This is a genomic window from Lysinibacillus sp. HST-98 (assembly GCF_016757845.1).
In the GTDB taxonomy this organism is placed as follows: domain Bacteria; phylum Bacillota; class Bacilli; order Bacillales_A; family Planococcaceae; genus Lysinibacillus; species Lysinibacillus capsici.
The window spans coordinates 40208-56181 of record NZ_JAENHX010000009.1 but is presented as its reverse complement, the minus strand read 5'-3'; the positions used below and the strand labels follow the sequence as shown (position 1 = coordinate 56181).

Here is a 15974-nt window from a genome sequence, read left to right as displayed (position 1 = left end):
AAGGGATTGTTTCAAAAATCATTTTGATACAATCCCTTTATTTTCATTAAACCGTTTCGTCTGGAACAAACCCTAAATTTTCAAGCGCTGTAAATACAGGCTTTAATTGGACATAGCCCTCTCCAACTACCTCATTGTTAATAAGGACAAGAGGATAGAAAAATTCATCATCTTGAATACGTGATGCATACTCTTGATCGCGTTCATTCTCAATTGGCCCTTCAATATCGATATAGCGAATATCATATACTTGATCTGGATATTTCCGATTGATGGCCGCTTGCAGCCATTCATATGTATCCTTGGAAGATGGGGCATTGACACAGCTAGCACAGATGACAGCTGTTCCATAAATTTCAATCATAGGTTTTGTTGATGGCATAGTATTTTCTCTCCTTGTGATTCAATATTGGATTTTTTCTGTTGCTAACATTATAATCATTATAAGGAAAGGAGTCGAGATAAATGGCAGAAGCAACAATTAACGACCAAGTTCAAGAGGTATTAGATAAATTACGTCCATTCTTACTACGTGACGGTGGAGACTGTGAATTAGTAGATGTTGAGGATGGCGTTGTGAAATTACGTTTATTAGGTGCTTGTGGCAGTTGCCCAAGTTCTACGATTACATTAAAAGCTGGTATTGAACGAGCATTATTAGAAGAAGTACCAGGTATTGTAGAAGTAGAGCAAGTATTCTAAGCCTTTCTAAAAAGTTCTAGCTGTTAAGCTAGAACTTTTTTATATCCCTATATATGACGCGCATGTTCTTTTTCTTCACGAATAATGGCCCACTGTTCTTTCGCCATATCTATAATTTTTGCCTCACCACCGACACTTTGTTTTTCAATGACTCTAGAAAAGAAGCGTGTCGCATTTTCAATATCTCCAATACGTCTAGATAATTCAGCAATCATATACATAATTCGGACGGCTGACATTTGTGTGGAGCTGTAGTCCTCGGTTGAATAAGATTCCATATAATAATCACGTGCTAATTTCATAAAGCGCTCTTCTTGTCCACTATTGTTCAAGGAACGATAGAGCCATGCAAGACGTAAAGTTAGTCCAGCAATCGCTACATTTTTTTCTTTTTTAATCGTGCCACAAAGAAACGCTAACTTATAGGCTTGAATGGCTTGAAATACAGTACGTTCACCCTTGAAATCATGATGCACCCATTTTTCTGTAATTTGTGTTCGTATATGATCTTGGATCCCTGGTGCAAAATATTTTGTAAAATCTTCTGTAAAGGAAAAGCCACAATGCTCACATACAAAAACATTGTAATAAAGAGCATTCACTTCATCTGCATAAATAGGTTGAAAATCTGTTTCTGTATGATCTACTTTAATAAATTTTGAACGCACTTTTAATGTTGGAAATTCTTTTTTGCAATTTAAACATTGAATCTTTTTCTCGTAATATGGTGAAATCTCCATATATATTACCCCCTGCCAAGAATTCGTTGTAACTATTATACCAATGATGTTTTTATTAACATGAATAAAAAATACTATTAATGTGAAAAATATGAGAATTATAACATAAAATCGACATGAAGCTGAATGTTTGTCATACAATGGTCAAAATTGTTATGATAATACGTAAGAAGGAAGGTGATTGGGATGACAAGTACAAAGCAAATTATAGAAGTGACACAGGCTGCTGGCTTTCATATTAATGAAATGATGGAGCATAATGAAGAACAAGGTTCTTTTTTACGTGTAGTGGTGAATGGTGGCGGCTGTAGCGGGCTATCCTATGGCATGCATTTTGATAAAGAGAAAAAAGAGGATGATTTTGAAGATGTACAGCATGGTTTAACAATTCTTGTTTCCCGTGAAGATGCGCCGATTTTGATGGGAACAAAAATTGATTATAAACAATCGCTAATGGGCGGTGGCTTCACAATCGACAATCCAAATGCTATCGCATCATGTGGCTGTGGCACGTCTTTCAAAACGGCGAAACGTGAAGGTACACCTGAGGTTTGTGAGTAATTCAACGTAATATAAATGTAGAACAAGGATTGTAAATTGCAGTGAAAACCTGAGTGTCACAATCCCGATTATATGTAAACACAACTCTAAATTAGCGTATTTAGGGTTGTGAATACCAAGCCTTTTTGATTTGTATGTTGCAAAACATTACGAATTAAGGAGGCTTTTTTGATAGTCCAAAGCAAATTAATCTCTATTATCAAGAGAATTTTTACATTCCTTTTCACTATATTTTGTCTCACCCTCAAATATTTCAGTAACACCATCTAATGAAAGTCTGTTTTTTTCACAAAATTGCTGAACTTGTTTTCCTTTTTTAGTTATTCCGTAATAATAGGTTGTATTAGGTTCATCTTTAAAAATAACCATATAATGTCCGTGATAAAAATCTTTATTTATTAAGTGCTTGGGTTCAACAAAATGTGATTCTTCAATTTCTTCGTCTATATATCCCTTCTCTTCTAAATATTCTGGAACATACTTATTAGCAATGTATTTTGTATATGGATTACCGTTGTTTAGAACATAAATAAAACCTATTGGCAGTGCAAAGACAATAACAGCGATTAGGGTACTAGTTATAATTAATATCTTTTTTTTATTCATCTTACATCCCCCTAAAAATTGTTTTTTCCTTCTCTTTAATAACGGAATAATCATGATTTACGCACAAGTCCTTGATTGATATGTGATAGACTTTGTTTCGCTTATTGAAAAATGAAAATACCCCCTATTATTCCGAGTGAAATTGAAGCTACAAACCATTTGCTCAATTTACCAACTAAAGTATCTCTTTTTGTGTAATTTTACACCATTTCAGTGTTTAGTCAATTGGTAATTATAATTCTATGTACATTTAACAGCCTATAGGGGTTGATAGTAGAGTAGAAGAGTGTTAGTTTATTGGTGCTACAATGCCATTTGTGAAGCACTACAGGAGTAAGCCTAGGGGCATAACAAAAGGACTTGCATATATGAAAATCAATCATAAACACAAGTCCTAATCTTATTGAACTAAAGCCCCTCGTTAGCGTAATAAAAAGTCTATTTAAATGTAATAAAAAATGGATGATTATTTTTATCTAAACATATTAAAAGTTCCTCTTTAAAGTCATCATTTCTTATCAGTTTTAGTGCCTCTTCCATGCTAAAAAAACCAACCTCTAAACTTTCTTTGCTTGTTTTTAAACGTCCATTTATAGGTGTTCCTAACCACCACATATTACATATATTTCTTTCTAACTCTTGTGAGGCTCCACAAAATCCAATAATATCAATGTTTATTCCTGTTTCTTCTTTAACCTCTCTAATCACTGCACTCTTTATATTCTCATTTTCTTCTACAATCCCACCTGGTAACTCCCAACCCCGATTAGGATCCTTTTTTAATAAAATCCTCTTATGTTCATCAAGAACTATCGCACCTGATGTAATAATAAATCGATTCATAGAAACACCACCTACCATATCATTATCTATCTTGAACTAAACTGCCACGTTAGCTCAATAAGAAAAAAAGAGCTGCTTATGCAACTCAATAATCTTTAAGTAAAGCCCCCGTTTGAACAAGAAATGCTCCCCAAACAAAGTTTTGTTATCTAACTTTGGTTTGGGAACGTAATTCAATTGTGGTCGTATAGAAAGTACAAGATACTATTTCTTAAAACATTATTTACTATACCATTTGCTATCAAGTTGAAATATTTCTCCATCTTTTGTTACACGATAAGTCACTCCTATTTTTGGTGTAGACTTATTACTTACATCATAATCACCTAATTGAATGGCATCGTCGTAGTTTCTTGAATAAATAATAAACTCTTCATTTGGATATGTGTTCTGTAAATATTCCTCTAATTCATCATATCGTTTTGCATGAAGGTTTGAAAGTATAGTAGGATAGATTGCGACAAAAACAATATAACTACTGACAATTATACTAACGATAATTCGTGCAATCTTTTTTCTTTTTCGAAAAACTATAAATAATAAAGCGACAGGTATTGAAATAATTACTGCAATCAAAATTAAAAAAAGAGAATCTTGTGGTTTCAAAAAAATCACCTCATTAAATTAAATGACACCAAAATTCTTCACCAATTGTAGGTTTACTCTATGCTTTGGTAGAAAATTCTCTCAAGAAAAATATAAAATTTGTTTAAATTCCAGGGTGGTTAGTTTACATTCGAGCTATTTTTTATGGGATAAATAGAAGAAAAAAACGTTTGTATAATACTTGAAAAGAACAACATAACTATCGAGCCTCTTTGTTCATGACGACAGAATATTTAAAATTTATAATACCAAAAAATCGCTATTTCATTAGCTGAAGGGAAGTTTGAATAGAGCATCGTATCAACTGTGCCTATAACAAAATTTTTTTTGCATAAAAATTACAAGCTGATACATTAATATCTTGTGTTTCAAGCATCAGGCCACACATGTTATTCACCTTTGCCCATTCCATCGCTCGATTGATTAATGCTGTTCCAACACCATTTTTCCTATAAGCTGTTCCAACAGCAATGTCTTCAATAAGTCCATATCCATTCCAATTCGAGCGGAGCTTAATTTTTCCAAAACAGTTGTGATCAACGTTATAAAAAATACAGCTTTCCCCTTATCTTCAACATAACTAATGTTATTTCATCATCTTCATATTTTTTTAGTATGGTATAGAAAATATTTCTTCTGTATAGGTCCAAACATTATTTTCATAGGTCGGTATAATTCTTCCTAAGACCTTGAAACCCTCGTTGCATTTATTAAAGTCTTTCATATTTAGATGATTCATTTTAATGATCATTTTTGTCTCCTTCCTATAGAAAGTGAGAATAAGATTTTAAGAACAGAATATTAAATCTATTGTGAATTGTAACAGGTTATAATGAATAAGGGGAGCAATATGGTAATTATTTATCAGAGGAAATGACTTTTTCTAAACAATTGAGAAGATGAGAATCATACAACTGTGTGCAGTATAATAGATCATCAAAATAAAGTACTTTTAAAGAAAGATTCTACTAGAGGTTGGGAGTTGCCAGGGGGGTGTGTAGAAAAGGAAGAAACGTTTAAAGAAGCGGCTATTCGAGAGATGAAAGAGGATAAATGTGTATTAGGTTCTAAGAAAAGGCGTTTTTCCATTAAGCTAAATAGACTTTTCACGCTCAGTAAATTTTGCCCCATTTAGCATTGCTAGCTGATAAATTGCTCTTTTTTCGTCGAGGCCAAATTGTCCGTTTTCCATGATTACAAATTTTTCATTGTTTGTTGTTTGAAAGTAATATGTTCCCACTGTACCTATTTCATATTCATAGATAACCTCATGTATATCTTGCCATTTGTAAATAGTTTGATGGTAATACTGTTGAAAAACGATTTGATCCTTTTGTATCGCGCTATAGCTTGAAAAAGAATAATAACCTAATACGAAGCTGCTTAAGGTGATTGCAGACGAAATGACGTAAATATATGGATTTCTTTTTAATCCGAGGACAATCAAAGCTAATACTATCAATCCGAAGGCTATTAAAAGCATAATAAAGTTGCTAGGAGGAGTAATTAGGACGACATTATCTTTATTAAAATAAAATGTATGGGATATAGTTAAGGGCATAAAAAAGCCTAGAAAAGGAGTTAATATCGCTAACATAAGTGCTGCTATAAAGTACTTTGCTCGTGGTGAGAATGCATTTAACATAAAATTCACCTCCTAAATAAGAATTTATAGTTATTTTAAGTGTAACATATTTACAAAAAAAGGGTTACATACATATTATAAAATTGGTCGTAAAATTCAGAATAAATGCTTCATTCCATAGAAAGTGAGCAGGTATAATAGGTAGATAGAGGTGAAGGTTATGAGAAAAGATAGAGGGAAAATATGGTTGGGTGTATCAGGTGTTACGGTGAATGAGCTTGGGCAATGGTTAGTTGTGAAAAAGGCTTATAGCGGATTGAAAGGACGTTGGTCATTGCCAGCAGGTTTTGTTAATGCAGGAGAAACGGTGGATGAGGCGGTCATTCGTGAAATCAAAGAAGAAACAGGCATCGATTGTAGAGTCTCAGGCTTAATTGGATTTAGAACAGGTGTCATCCGGGATGACATCAGTGATAATATGGCCATTTTTTATTGCCGAATGCTAGATGAGCAGCAGCAGGTATGTATTCAGGAAAATGAAATTTTAGAAGCTAAATGGTTGTACCCTCAGGAGCTAGCCCAAGATGAATCAACATCTGTTATGTTAAAGGAAATGGCTTCCAATCAATTTGAAAGACATCAATTAGAGGCGATAGAAGGGATTAATCCAGGTGATATTTTTGGTTATACCTCTTATCGTTTATTCTTTAAAAAATAATATGACCTTTTGGAGGTGACCTTTGATGGAGCTGTTTTTATTTATGTTAGAGCGAGTTGGGCTGATCATTGTGTTTGCCTTTTTAATGTCAAGATGGCGACTCTTTCGAGAAAAGCTGTTTCAGGAGCAAGGAACGAAAGAGAAAATATGGCTCATTATTATCTTTAGTAGCCTATGTATTATCAGCAGTTATACAGGGATTAAAATTGAAAGTGGGACAATCCATCCTTTAAATCAGATGATACATAGTACGATCAATGCGGAGGAGGCCATTGCTAACACGAGATTAATTGGTGTCGCCATTGCAGGAATTTTTGGTGGACCACTTGTTGGTGTATGTGTAGGAATTATTGCAGGTATTCACCGAATTACACTTGGTGGTTTTACAGCGATAGCCTGCGGTGTTTCAACGATTCTAGCTGGCTTTATTACAGGTGGTTTAAGTAAACGCTTTAAAATACGTCAAACTTTTTCCTATAAGAAAGCAGTCATCATCGGCATCTGTGCGGAAACGATTCAAATGCTGGTGATTTTAGTAGTTGCGAAGCCATTTGAGCAGGCCTTGCAGTTAGTCTCATTAATTGCAATGCCGATGATTTTAATGAATGCCTTTGGGATATTTTTATTTTTCATGATTATTAAAACGTTTATTGATGAAGAGGAGCGAACAAAGGCGTTACAAACCCATCAAGCTTTTTCAATTGCCCAACAAACAATTGAGCATTTTCGTAAGGGCTTGAATGAAGAATCATGTCAAACGGTTGCAGAAATTATTAAAAGAGAAATAAAAGTAGATGCGGTCGCTATTACCGATAAAAATGGGGTGCTTGCACATGTTGGCGTTGGTGAGGATCATCATTTAATTCATCGAGAAATTATGACAGCTTTGACAAAACGAGTATTAGAGGAAGGCAAAATTTTAATGGCTACATCTCAAAAGGAAATTCAATGTCCACACGCTAGCTGCCCATTAAGTGCTGCCATTGTCTTGCCCTTGAAGATACAGCATCGAACAGTTGGAAGCTTAAAGCTTTATTTCACTAAAGCGGATTCTTTGACAGGGGTGAAAAAGGAGCTAGCAGAGGGTTTGAGTAGACTATTTTCCTCTCAGCTTGAATATGCTGAAATTGAGCAACAGCGAAAATTATTAAAGGATGCTGAAATCAAGGCTTTACAAGCCCAAGTTCATCCACATTTCTTCTTTAATAGTCTAAATACTATTTCAAGCTTGATTCGGACAGATGCAGATGAGGCAAGAACGTTATTAATCAAGCTTAGTACATTTTTTAGAAGCAATTTGCAGGGCGCACGGCAAATGCTCATTCCATTGAAAAATGAAATAGATCATGTTGAAGCTTATTTATCTATTGAGCAAACACGGTTTCCAAATCGTTACGAAGTTGAATTTATCATGGATGAAACACTTTTTGATGTGCAAATTCCTCCATTTACCTTACAGCCTCTTGTCGAGAATGCTATTTATCATGCCTTTAAAAATCGTAATGAAGGCAAAATCTATGTCAAAGTACAACGTGTGAATGATAAGCTGGTCCTGTTAACGGAAGATAACGGCTGTGGTATGAGGAAGGAGCAGGTAAAACAACTTGGCAAGCGTATAATGCAATCCGAACAGGGGACAGGAACCGCTCTTTGGAATATTTATCAGAGGATCCATGAAATTTATGGTTCTGAAGCGGATTTTCATATAACAAGTACGTTAGATGTGGGCACAAAAATTATGATTCAACTGCCGTTAAAGGCGACTAGATGGGAGTAGAAGAATTTGAATGTATATATTGTGGATGATGAACCCTTAGCACGCGCGGAACTGCGTTATTTATTAGAGCAAACAGCATTAGTGAATGTTTGTGGTGAATCTGAAAATCTTGAGGAATTGTGCAAAGCGTCTCAGCTTGAAGAAGTCGATTGTATATTTTTAGATATTGAATTAGGCATGAACAATGGACTTGACTTAGCTAAACAATTATTACTGAATGCACAGCGACCTGAAATTATTTTTGCTACAGCCTACGATGACTATGCTTTGCAGGCATTTGAAGTTAATGCATTCGATTATATATTGAAACCCTTTGAGGCACATAGGGTACAAACGGCCGTGGAAAAACTGTTAGCTAAAAAAAGAGCTGCTCAGGCAAAAACAATGGAGGAGTTAAAGGTGTCGCAGCTGGACAAGCTCGATAAATTAACGGTTTATGCAAACGATCGAATTTTGTTACTGAAAATACAGGATATTTTGTATTGTACCTCTGAGGATAGTAAAACGGTTGTTGTGACAGAGCAGGGGCGCTTTATTGCTTCCGAATCATTGGCTGCGTTAGAAAAAAGACTTACCTTAAAAGGCTTTGTACGTGTCCATCGTGCATATATTGTCAATTTAGAGCATATTGTGGAACTTGAGCCTTGGAGTAGTTCGAAATTTAATTTAATCGTGCACAACAGACATGCCATTCCTGTCAGTAGGCTGTATATGAAGGATGTACGGAAAATTTTTGACCTATCGAAGTAGTTGCATTTCAACGGACAAATACTACCTTTCAACTTTAATTTCTGACATTTCAGTTATTTTGAGAATAATAGGGACATTCCTTTGCTATGATGAGGAAAAAGTAAAAGAGGTGTTTGCATGAATGCGATTACAATAGTGATAGGGTCTATTTGTATTTTGATGATCAGCTATCGTTTGTATGGCATTTTCTTTACAAAGAAGGTACTCAAAATAAAAGATGATACGCCCACCCCAGCCCACGCTTTGGAAGATGGTAAAGACTATGTTCCGACGAATAAATGGGTAACCTTTGGGCATCATTTTGCAGCGATTGCAGCAGCAGGACCTTTAGTTGGACCAATCCTAGCAGCACAGTTTGGATATTTACCTGGACTTCTATGGCTATTAATCGGAGCAGTAATTGGTGGGGCAGTTCATGATGCTGTTGTTTTATTTGCTTCCATGCGTCATGGTGGTAAATCCCTATCGGAAGTGATGAAGGAGGAGTTAGGCCCTATCGCAGGTTTCTGTACAGGCCTTGCGATGCTATTCATTATTACGATTACAATGGCAGGTCTTTCGATGGTGGTGTTAGGTGCTTTAGAGCGCAATCCATGGGGAACGTTTGCGGTAGGTATTACGATACCAATCGCCATGCTAGTAGGTATTGCCTATCGTAAAACAGGCAATTTAATTGTTACATCTACTATAGGCTTTATTTTATTAATGATTGGGGTATTTATCGGACCGCTTATTCAAGGCACAGCATTCGGTGATTTTTTAACATTTGATCGGGATACATTAGCTATCATCTTACCGATCTATGCCTTTTTCGCCGCTGCGTTACCTGTGTGGCTATTATTAGCACCTCGTGATTATTTAAGTAGTTTCATGAAGATTGGGGTATTTATTGCACTAATTATTGGCGTTTTCTTTGTTAATCCTGCTATTCAATTCCCTCCATTGACAGAGTTTATTCATGGTGGTGGGCCAGTAATTGCCGGTCCTGTGTGGCCGTTTGTCTCTATTACAATTGCCTGTGGTGCCATTTCTGGCTTCCATGCTTTTGTAGGCTCAGGAACAACACCTAAGATGATTGATCGTTGGGAGGACATCCGTATTGTAGGCTTTGGTGCTATGTTAGTAGAGTCACTAGTAGGTGTGATGGCTTTAATCGCAGCTACTGCTCTTCATCCAGCCGACTATTTTGCGATTAACTCAGCACCAGCTGTGTTTGCTACATTAGGAATGGAGCCCGTTCATCTACAAGCATTGTCTCAAAGTATCGGCATGGACTTGGAAGGACGAACAGGAGGTGCTGTAACGCTAGCAGTGGGCATGACAGATATCTTTACAGGTATTCCTTGGTTCGCAGAGTTATCTTCATACTTCTATCAATTTGTCATTATGTTTGAGGCAGTATTCATTCTTACAGCCATTGATGCTGGAACAAGGGTAGCTCGTTATTTAATACAAGACTTTGGTGGCAATGTTTATAAACCACTGAAGCGTACCAATTGGGTACCAGGTACAATTTTTGCTAGTGCACTTGCCTGCTTTATGTGGGGCTATTTATTGTATTCAGGGGATATTAGCTCTATCTGGGTATTATTCGGTGTATCCAATCAGCTAATGGCAGCCATTGGTCTAGTATGTGGAGTAACGATGGTATTGAAGGTCGCAGATAAACGCATCTATGCATTGACTTGCTTTATCCCATTGGCTTATTTATACATTACTGTCAACGTTGCAGGCTATTGGATGATTAAAAATGTATACTGGAATCCAGCCGCTGCAGGTTTTAATATGTTAAATGGGATTTTATCTGTTATCATGTTAATGCTTGGCTTCTTAATTGTGCTGACAGCATTTAAAAAATGGGCACAGCTTTGGAAATCACCAAAGTTTTTAGTAGCTCAATCAACTTCATAAAATTATAGAAACTATTGAAGATAAGCATTTGTCTTCAATAGTTTTTTGATGAAAAAGCATCTACGACGAAGGAGAAGCAAATACCCGCGGAAGAAGCATATACCCCTAAATTCAAAGATCAACCATAGATGATCGATTAATGATTTTCCCAAATATGACGAACAAGCGAAAACAAGGATATGTTCATTGAAAGCGGTGTCGTAATCATGTAAACTAATGAGAGGAAAACGGAGGTTATACATACATGGATGGTCCAGTTTCATTAGTACAGTTAATCATTTCTATTTTGTTATTTTTCGTCATGTTCTTTGGTATCGGATTCTTGTTAAATATGCTGTTACGGATGACATGGTTAATGGCAATTGTGTATCCAATTGTTGTCATCTTTATTGTAGATGAAGTAAGCTTCTTAGATTATATTTTTAAGCCAGGCTCTGCATTCCCAGCATTAATTGATAAATTACAGGCACTTCAGTTTGTGGATATTGCTATTTTATCAGGTGGCTTTGCGGGTTCTATTGTGGCGGGTATCGTGATGATTTATTTACGTAAAAGTGGCTATCGAATGTTCTAACGTGCTTAGTATTCTTTCTTCAACTGAAGGGGGAATACTTTTTTTATACAAAAAAACACAGCCTCCCTCTAGAGGATGTGTTGATGTCTGTTAGATAAAAAACTCGTAGGTTATGATGGCGATAAAAATACCCGTGAGAGCCCCAAAAAATACTTCACTTCGTTTATGGCCTAATAATGTTTTTAATTCCTCCAATTTTTCTTGTCCGTCCATCTGTGGCCATTTTTTTAAATCAAGAAGTAATGTTTGGAAATCCTTACGCAGTTGGTTTAAAATGGCTGCGTGCTGCCCTGCTTGGTAACGAACACCACTAGCATCATACATCACAATAATGGAAAACATGGCGGCTACCGCAAAAATGGGGGATTCCAAACCGGTCTCATAGGCAATTGAGGTTGCCAATCCAGTGACAGAAGCAGAGTGAGAACTAGGCATTCCACCTGTTGACGTAAAAAGTCCCCATTTTACTTGTCTGGTCATAAAAAAATGAATGGGGATTTTAACAAACTGTGCAAAGAGAACCGCAAAGAGGGCAATTAGTAATGGGGTATTTTGGAGTAAACTCAATTTCATCACAACCTTTGCAAATAATTGCTTTTATTATAACATTCATTATTTTCTAAAAGAAGATATAGGCAAATATTACGCGCTTTTCAGAAACTTCGTTATAATAGTATATGGAATGGAGGAATTTACATGCATATTGTAAAAGAAGCAAAAACATTTGAAACGATTTCTACGGAACTATTAGTGGTAGGAGTCACAAAACATCGTGAACAAATGCAGGACTGGGCAAGCTTTTCATCTTTTTATGGTGAAGCCCTTGATACATGGATTAGTGCAGGGGACGTCTCAACTGAATTAAAGAAACTAACGAAATTACCATTTGTGAAAGACCATGCTAACCTGAAACGTATTGTATTTGTAGGTTTAGATGAGCGTAAAAACCTCACAGAAGGTGATATTCGCACAGCATTTGGTTTAGTGGGAAAAGAATTAAGATCTTTAAAAGTAAAAGAGTATTCCATCTGGCTTGAATCATTTACAACAGATTCAATTTCAACAGCAGATGTAGCATTTTTAGCGGGTGAAGGAATTGGCCTTGGCTATTATGCTGTCCCACATTATAAAACAACTTCAAACGAAGTAGATAAACGTATTGATGCTGTTCACCTTGTGACTACAGCAGAGGATTTAGATGAAGTGGTAGCAAGCTTTGAGGTAGGTGTGATTTATGCAGATGCTGTCAATGAAGCTCGTAGCTTAATTAATTTACCTCCAAATCTACTAACAGCTACGGATTTAGCTAACTATGCACAATCTCTAGCTGTGGAATACGATTTTGAAGTAGAGATATTAGATAAAGCACAATTAGAGGAACTAGGTATGGGTGGTATATTAAGTGTTAACCAAGGCTCTTATGAAGAACCACGATTAATTACCTTAAAATATAAAGCGACTGAAGATTTTGAAGATCCGATTGGTCTTGTTGGTAAGGGTGTAACGTATGATACAGGCGGCTATTCTTTAAAACCAAAGGATTCTATGGTTGGTATGAAAGGAGATATGGGTGGTGCTGCTGCTGTACTTGGTGCGATGAAAATTATCGGCGAATTACGTCCAAATAAAAATGTTGTAGCCGTTATCGGTTCTACAGATAATATGGTGTCGGATACGGCATTTAAACCAGATGATGTGATTACGACGTACAGTGGAAAAACGGTAGAAGTATTAAATACGGATGCAGAAGGGCGTTTAGTTCTGGCAGATGCAACTACATATGCTAAACAGCAAGGGGCTACATCACTGATCGATGTTGCTACTTTAACTGGAGGTGTTATTACTGCACTAGGTATGGATAAAACAGGTGCACTTGCAAATGATGATGCATTTTTTGAAGCATTTATGGAAGCTGCAAAAGAGACAGATGAATTTGTTTGGCGTATGCCATTAACAGAGAATGATAAAAAACGAATTCGAAAATCAGATGTAGCTGATTTAAATAACTCACCTGGTCGTGATGGTCATATGATTTTCGGCGGCGGTTTCGTGGGCGAATTTGTTGGTGATACACCATGGATACACCTGGATATAGCAGGCACATCTGATGCAGTAGCTGTACATGATTTAGGACCTAAGGGTGGTACTGGTGTTATGGTCCGTACACTCGCGAATTTTGTCCAACGTTTAGGGGAAGAAAAATAATAAACTGTGTCAATCAGCGGGAGTTTATTCTCGCTGATTTTTTGTCATTTACACACTAATCCCGATAGTATAGGCATTCTACATATGATAGATGTATCTTCCTTCATACGATAGAGTAAAAAGGGGAGGTAGCATATGCGCAATTTCGGAGGTTATCCAGGCGGAGGATTTGGAGGCTTTATTTGGCCATTTGGCGCACCATTTTTTGGTGGTTTTTTAGGCAGTTTACTTGGCTCTCAATTTAATCAATATCCTTACAATCCATATTATCCAAACTATCGACCATATCCACCAGGTCCATATTTTCGACCAGGTCCGCGATATCGTAGACCATGGTAAGCACATAATTAGATCAGCCAGTTGTCGATCTTGATATCGACAACTGGTTTTTATTGTGCCTAACGAAGTATCAAATTTAGTGTTGACAGAATATACTAAATTATTTATTATTCTTATTATATTACTAAGAATTAAATATGTGGCTGACTAGCAAACTAGAGGCTTTTATTATTCATAGGCATTTTTGTGCCTAAGGATAATATTAGCCTTTTTTCTTTATCTTAATTTAGTAAAGGCTTTTGTACCGAAAGCAAAGTGTCAGGTTTAGAAAATCGAGGACTCTTATTAATAAGTTTAATCAATCTGAAATGCCATGACAACGAGGTGTAATTGACAGAAGGAGTGAGATAAAATGGGGAAAGTTTATATTGTCGGTGCAGGTCCTGGAGATGTTGACCTCCTTACAATAAAAGGATTACGTTGCATTGAATGTGCAGATGTCATTTTATATGACAGACTCATTAATAAAGAGCTATTAGCCTATGCCAAGAAAGAAGCTAAATTAATCTTTTGCGGGAAGTTGCCTCAGCAACATGCCATGATCCAGGAGCAAATTAACCAAACGCTTGTTGATTATGCCCAACAAGGATATGTTGTCACAAGATTAAAAGGAGGAGACCCATTTGTTTTTGGTAGAGGGGCAGAGGAGGCAGGTGTGCTAGCGAAGCATCAAATTCCCTTTGAAATTGTGCCTGGTATTACGTCAGGTATAGCAGCTCCAGCATATGCAGGTATTCCTGTCACACATCGTGATTTAGGCTCAAGCTTTGCTATGGTTACTGGGCATATGCAGGACGGAAAAGAAGATGCTATTCGTTGGGAAAGTCTTGCAAAAGGGATTGATACGATTGCTATTTATATGGGTGTTGGTAATCTGCCGTATATCCGTCAACAATTACTCAAATATGGCCGTGATGAACAAACGCCTGTGGCTGTTATTCACTGGGGAACAGTTTCTACTAAGCAAAGAACTGTTACGGGTACTTTAGCTACAATTGAGGAAATCGTGTGTGTGGAAAAGATTCAAAACCCTAGCATCATATTAGTAGGGAAGGTTGTGACCTTAAGAGAAACCATTCATTGGTTTGAGCAAAACCCAGCACAGCCAATCCAAATAACGGGATAAGGTTGTGGGATTATGCAGGCTATTTTATATATTGCACATGGCAGTCGTGTAAAGGAGGGTGTAGAGCAGGCCGTAAACTTTCTTCAAGGCGTTCAACAAGAAGTGACAGTGCCTATTCAGGAAATATGCTTTTTAGAGCTGGCAACACCAACCATTGCAGAAGGCATTGCTAGCTGTATTCGAAAAGGGGCAACAGCGATTGCCGTAATGCCTATTCTCCTACTAGCTGCTCAACACGCAAAGCATGATATTCCGAAAGAAATGGCAAAAGCTCAAAAACTATATCCATATGTAAAGTTTACGTATGGTGAGCCTCTTGGCATTCATGAACAATTAATTGACACGTTACAAGCTAGGATAATAGAAAAACTGCAACCTAACAGCAATGCGAGTGTTTTACTCATAGGACGCGGGAGTAGTGATCCAGCCGTCAAGAGGGATTTAGCCAAAATTGCCAAAAGGCTACGTACTAAATATCACTATAAAGCCGTTGATACATGCTTCTTATACGGAATGGGTCCAACCTTTGAAGACTGGTTACTGCAAGCTAAAGGGAAGCAACAGCAAGTTTTTATTGTCCCTTATTTATTATTTACAGGCATTTTAAGACAAAGTATTGCCAAGCGATTACAAGACTTAGACAGTCAAAACATTTTGTTATGTGAAAGCTTAGGCTATGACGACAATGTGAAAAAAGTATTAGTGGAACGTATTGATGAATTACTACATTTTAAAGAGGAAGGTGTTTCGTAATGGTAGATAAAAGAACTGAAAATGTAAATCTAGCATTAGATAATGTCCGCCAAATGTTAAATACTGTGAACCACGGATCCATTACATTGATTGTTCAAAATTCCTATGTGGTTCAGATTGAGAAAAAGGAAAAAATAAGGCTTCGATAAATTAAAAAATATGAAATGATGATGATTCG

General features: G+C 36.5%; 20 protein-coding genes and 1 pseudogene. 13 read left to right on the top strand and 8 right to left on the bottom strand.

Annotated features, from left to right (window positions below):
• Window positions 1-46: 46 nt before the first annotated feature.
• Window positions 47-382, bottom strand: a complete 336-nt coding sequence (locus JIN86_RS18145; RefSeq protein WP_004228290.1) for a YuzD family protein — start codon at window positions 380-382, stop codon at window positions 47-49.
• A gap of 83 nt (window positions 383-465) precedes the next feature.
• Between JIN86_RS18145 and JIN86_RS18140 the strand changes: the two genes are divergently transcribed.
• Entirely contained in the window at window positions 466-702 is a 237-nt protein-coding gene (locus JIN86_RS18140; RefSeq protein WP_004228295.1) for a NifU family protein, read from the top strand.
• A 47-nt stretch (window positions 703-749) separates the two neighbouring features.
• Here JIN86_RS18140 and JIN86_RS18135 read toward each other — a convergent pair whose 3' ends face one another.
• Window positions 750-1442 (bottom strand): DUF2225 domain-containing protein, encoded by a 693-nt coding sequence (locus JIN86_RS18135; RefSeq protein WP_004228303.1) that lies wholly within the window; start codon window positions 1440-1442, stop codon window positions 750-752.
• 186 nt (window positions 1443-1628) lie between these two features.
• On the opposite strand from JIN86_RS18135, the gene JIN86_RS18130 reads away from it, so the two are divergent.
• Complete coding sequence (locus JIN86_RS18130; RefSeq protein WP_009371985.1) at window positions 1629-2003, top strand: HesB/IscA family protein; 375 nt, start codon at window positions 1629-1631, stop codon at window positions 2001-2003.
• Window positions 2004-2189: 186 nt separating this feature from the next.
• On the opposite strand, the gene JIN86_RS18125 is transcribed toward JIN86_RS18130, so the two are convergent.
• From JIN86_RS18125 to JIN86_RS18110, 4 genes and pseudogenes are all read right to left on the bottom strand, one after another.
• Window positions 2190-2609 carry a DUF3139 domain-containing protein gene (locus JIN86_RS18125; RefSeq protein WP_202342508.1) on the bottom strand — a complete coding sequence of 140 codons (420 nt, stop codon included), beginning with the start codon at window positions 2607-2609 and terminating at the stop codon, window positions 2190-2192.
• Window positions 2610-3047: 438 nt separating this feature from the next.
• On the bottom strand, window positions 3048-3452 hold the full coding sequence (locus JIN86_RS18120) for an NUDIX hydrolase (protein WP_004228319.1): 405 nt from the start codon (window positions 3450-3452) through the stop codon (window positions 3048-3050).
• 219 nt (window positions 3453-3671) lie between these two features.
• Window positions 3672-4067 carry a hypothetical protein gene (locus JIN86_RS18115; RefSeq protein WP_225340415.1) on the bottom strand — a complete coding sequence of 132 codons (396 nt, stop codon included), beginning with the start codon at window positions 4065-4067 and terminating at the stop codon, window positions 3672-3674.
• Window positions 4068-4291: 224 nt separating this feature from the next.
• Window positions 4292-4809, bottom strand: a pseudogene (locus JIN86_RS18110) (GNAT family N-acetyltransferase).
• A 165-nt stretch (window positions 4810-4974) separates the two neighbouring features.
• On the opposite strand from JIN86_RS18110, the gene JIN86_RS18105 reads away from it, so the two are divergent.
• The gene (locus JIN86_RS18105; RefSeq protein WP_082431457.1) at window positions 4975-5193 is read left to right on the top strand and encodes an NUDIX hydrolase; all 219 of its coding nucleotides are present in this window, start codon (window positions 4975-4977) and stop codon (window positions 5191-5193) included.
• On the opposite strand, the gene JIN86_RS18100 is transcribed toward JIN86_RS18105, so the two are convergent.
• Window positions 5152-5703: a hypothetical protein gene (locus JIN86_RS18100; protein ID WP_004228323.1), complete on the bottom strand. Its 552-nt coding sequence runs from the start codon at window positions 5701-5703 to the stop codon at window positions 5152-5154. The two genes, JIN86_RS18105 and JIN86_RS18100, sit on opposite strands and share 42 nt — an antisense overlap.
• A gap of 160 nt (window positions 5704-5863) precedes the next feature.
• On the opposite strand from JIN86_RS18100, the gene JIN86_RS18095 reads away from it, so the two are divergent.
• From JIN86_RS18095 to JIN86_RS18075, 5 genes are all read left to right on the top strand, one after another.
• Entirely contained in the window at window positions 5864-6361 is a 498-nt protein-coding gene (locus tag JIN86_RS18095) for an NUDIX hydrolase (RefSeq protein WP_009371965.1), read from the top strand.
• 25 nt (window positions 6362-6386) lie between these two features.
• Complete coding sequence (locus JIN86_RS18090) at window positions 6387-8138, top strand: sensor histidine kinase (RefSeq protein WP_202342507.1); 1752 nt, start codon at window positions 6387-6389, stop codon at window positions 8136-8138.
• Between the two features lie 6 nt (window positions 8139-8144).
• Entirely contained in the window at window positions 8145-8888 is a 744-nt protein-coding gene (locus JIN86_RS18085; protein WP_004228331.1) for a LytR/AlgR family response regulator transcription factor, read from the top strand.
• 117 nt (window positions 8889-9005) lie between these two features.
• Window positions 9006-10799, top strand: a complete 1794-nt coding sequence (locus JIN86_RS18080; protein WP_004228334.1) for a carbon starvation CstA family protein — start codon at window positions 9006-9008, stop codon at window positions 10797-10799.
• Window positions 10800-11043: 244 nt separating this feature from the next.
• On the top strand, window positions 11044-11373 hold the full coding sequence (locus JIN86_RS18075; RefSeq protein ID WP_004228336.1) for a YuiB family protein: 330 nt from the start codon (window positions 11044-11046) through the stop codon (window positions 11371-11373).
• A 90-nt stretch (window positions 11374-11463) separates the two neighbouring features.
• On the opposite strand, the gene JIN86_RS18070 is transcribed toward JIN86_RS18075, so the two are convergent.
• Window positions 11464-11946, bottom strand: coding sequence for a divergent PAP2 family protein (locus JIN86_RS18070; RefSeq protein ID WP_202342506.1), 483 nt, complete (start codon window positions 11944-11946; stop codon window positions 11464-11466).
• 123 nt (window positions 11947-12069) lie between these two features.
• On the opposite strand from JIN86_RS18070, the gene JIN86_RS18065 reads away from it, so the two are divergent.
• The 5 genes from JIN86_RS18065 (at window position 12070) to JIN86_RS18045 (ending at window position 15945) form a co-directional block, all read left to right on the top strand.
• On the top strand, window positions 12070-13578 hold the full coding sequence (locus JIN86_RS18065) for a leucyl aminopeptidase (protein ID WP_009371962.1): 1509 nt from the start codon (window positions 12070-12072) through the stop codon (window positions 13576-13578).
• A 135-nt stretch (window positions 13579-13713) separates the two neighbouring features.
• Window positions 13714-13917 carry a hypothetical protein gene (locus JIN86_RS18060; protein ID WP_004228341.1) on the top strand — a complete coding sequence of 68 codons (204 nt, stop codon included), beginning with the start codon at window positions 13714-13716 and terminating at the stop codon, window positions 13915-13917.
• Between the two features lie 352 nt (window positions 13918-14269).
• Window positions 14270-15043 (top strand): uroporphyrinogen-III C-methyltransferase, encoded by a 774-nt coding sequence (cobA, locus tag JIN86_RS18055; RefSeq protein WP_066038186.1) that lies wholly within the window; start codon window positions 14270-14272, stop codon window positions 15041-15043.
• Window positions 15044-15055: 12 nt separating this feature from the next.
• On the top strand, window positions 15056-15796 hold the full coding sequence (locus tag JIN86_RS18050) for a sirohydrochlorin chelatase (RefSeq protein WP_202342505.1): 741 nt from the start codon (window positions 15056-15058) through the stop codon (window positions 15794-15796).
• On the top strand, window positions 15796-15945 hold the full coding sequence (locus JIN86_RS18045; protein ID WP_004228347.1) for a YezD family protein: 150 nt from the start codon (window positions 15796-15798) through the stop codon (window positions 15943-15945). The genes JIN86_RS18050 and JIN86_RS18045 overlap by 1 nt, the downstream gene beginning before the upstream one ends.
• Window positions 15946-15974: the final 29 nt, after the last annotated feature.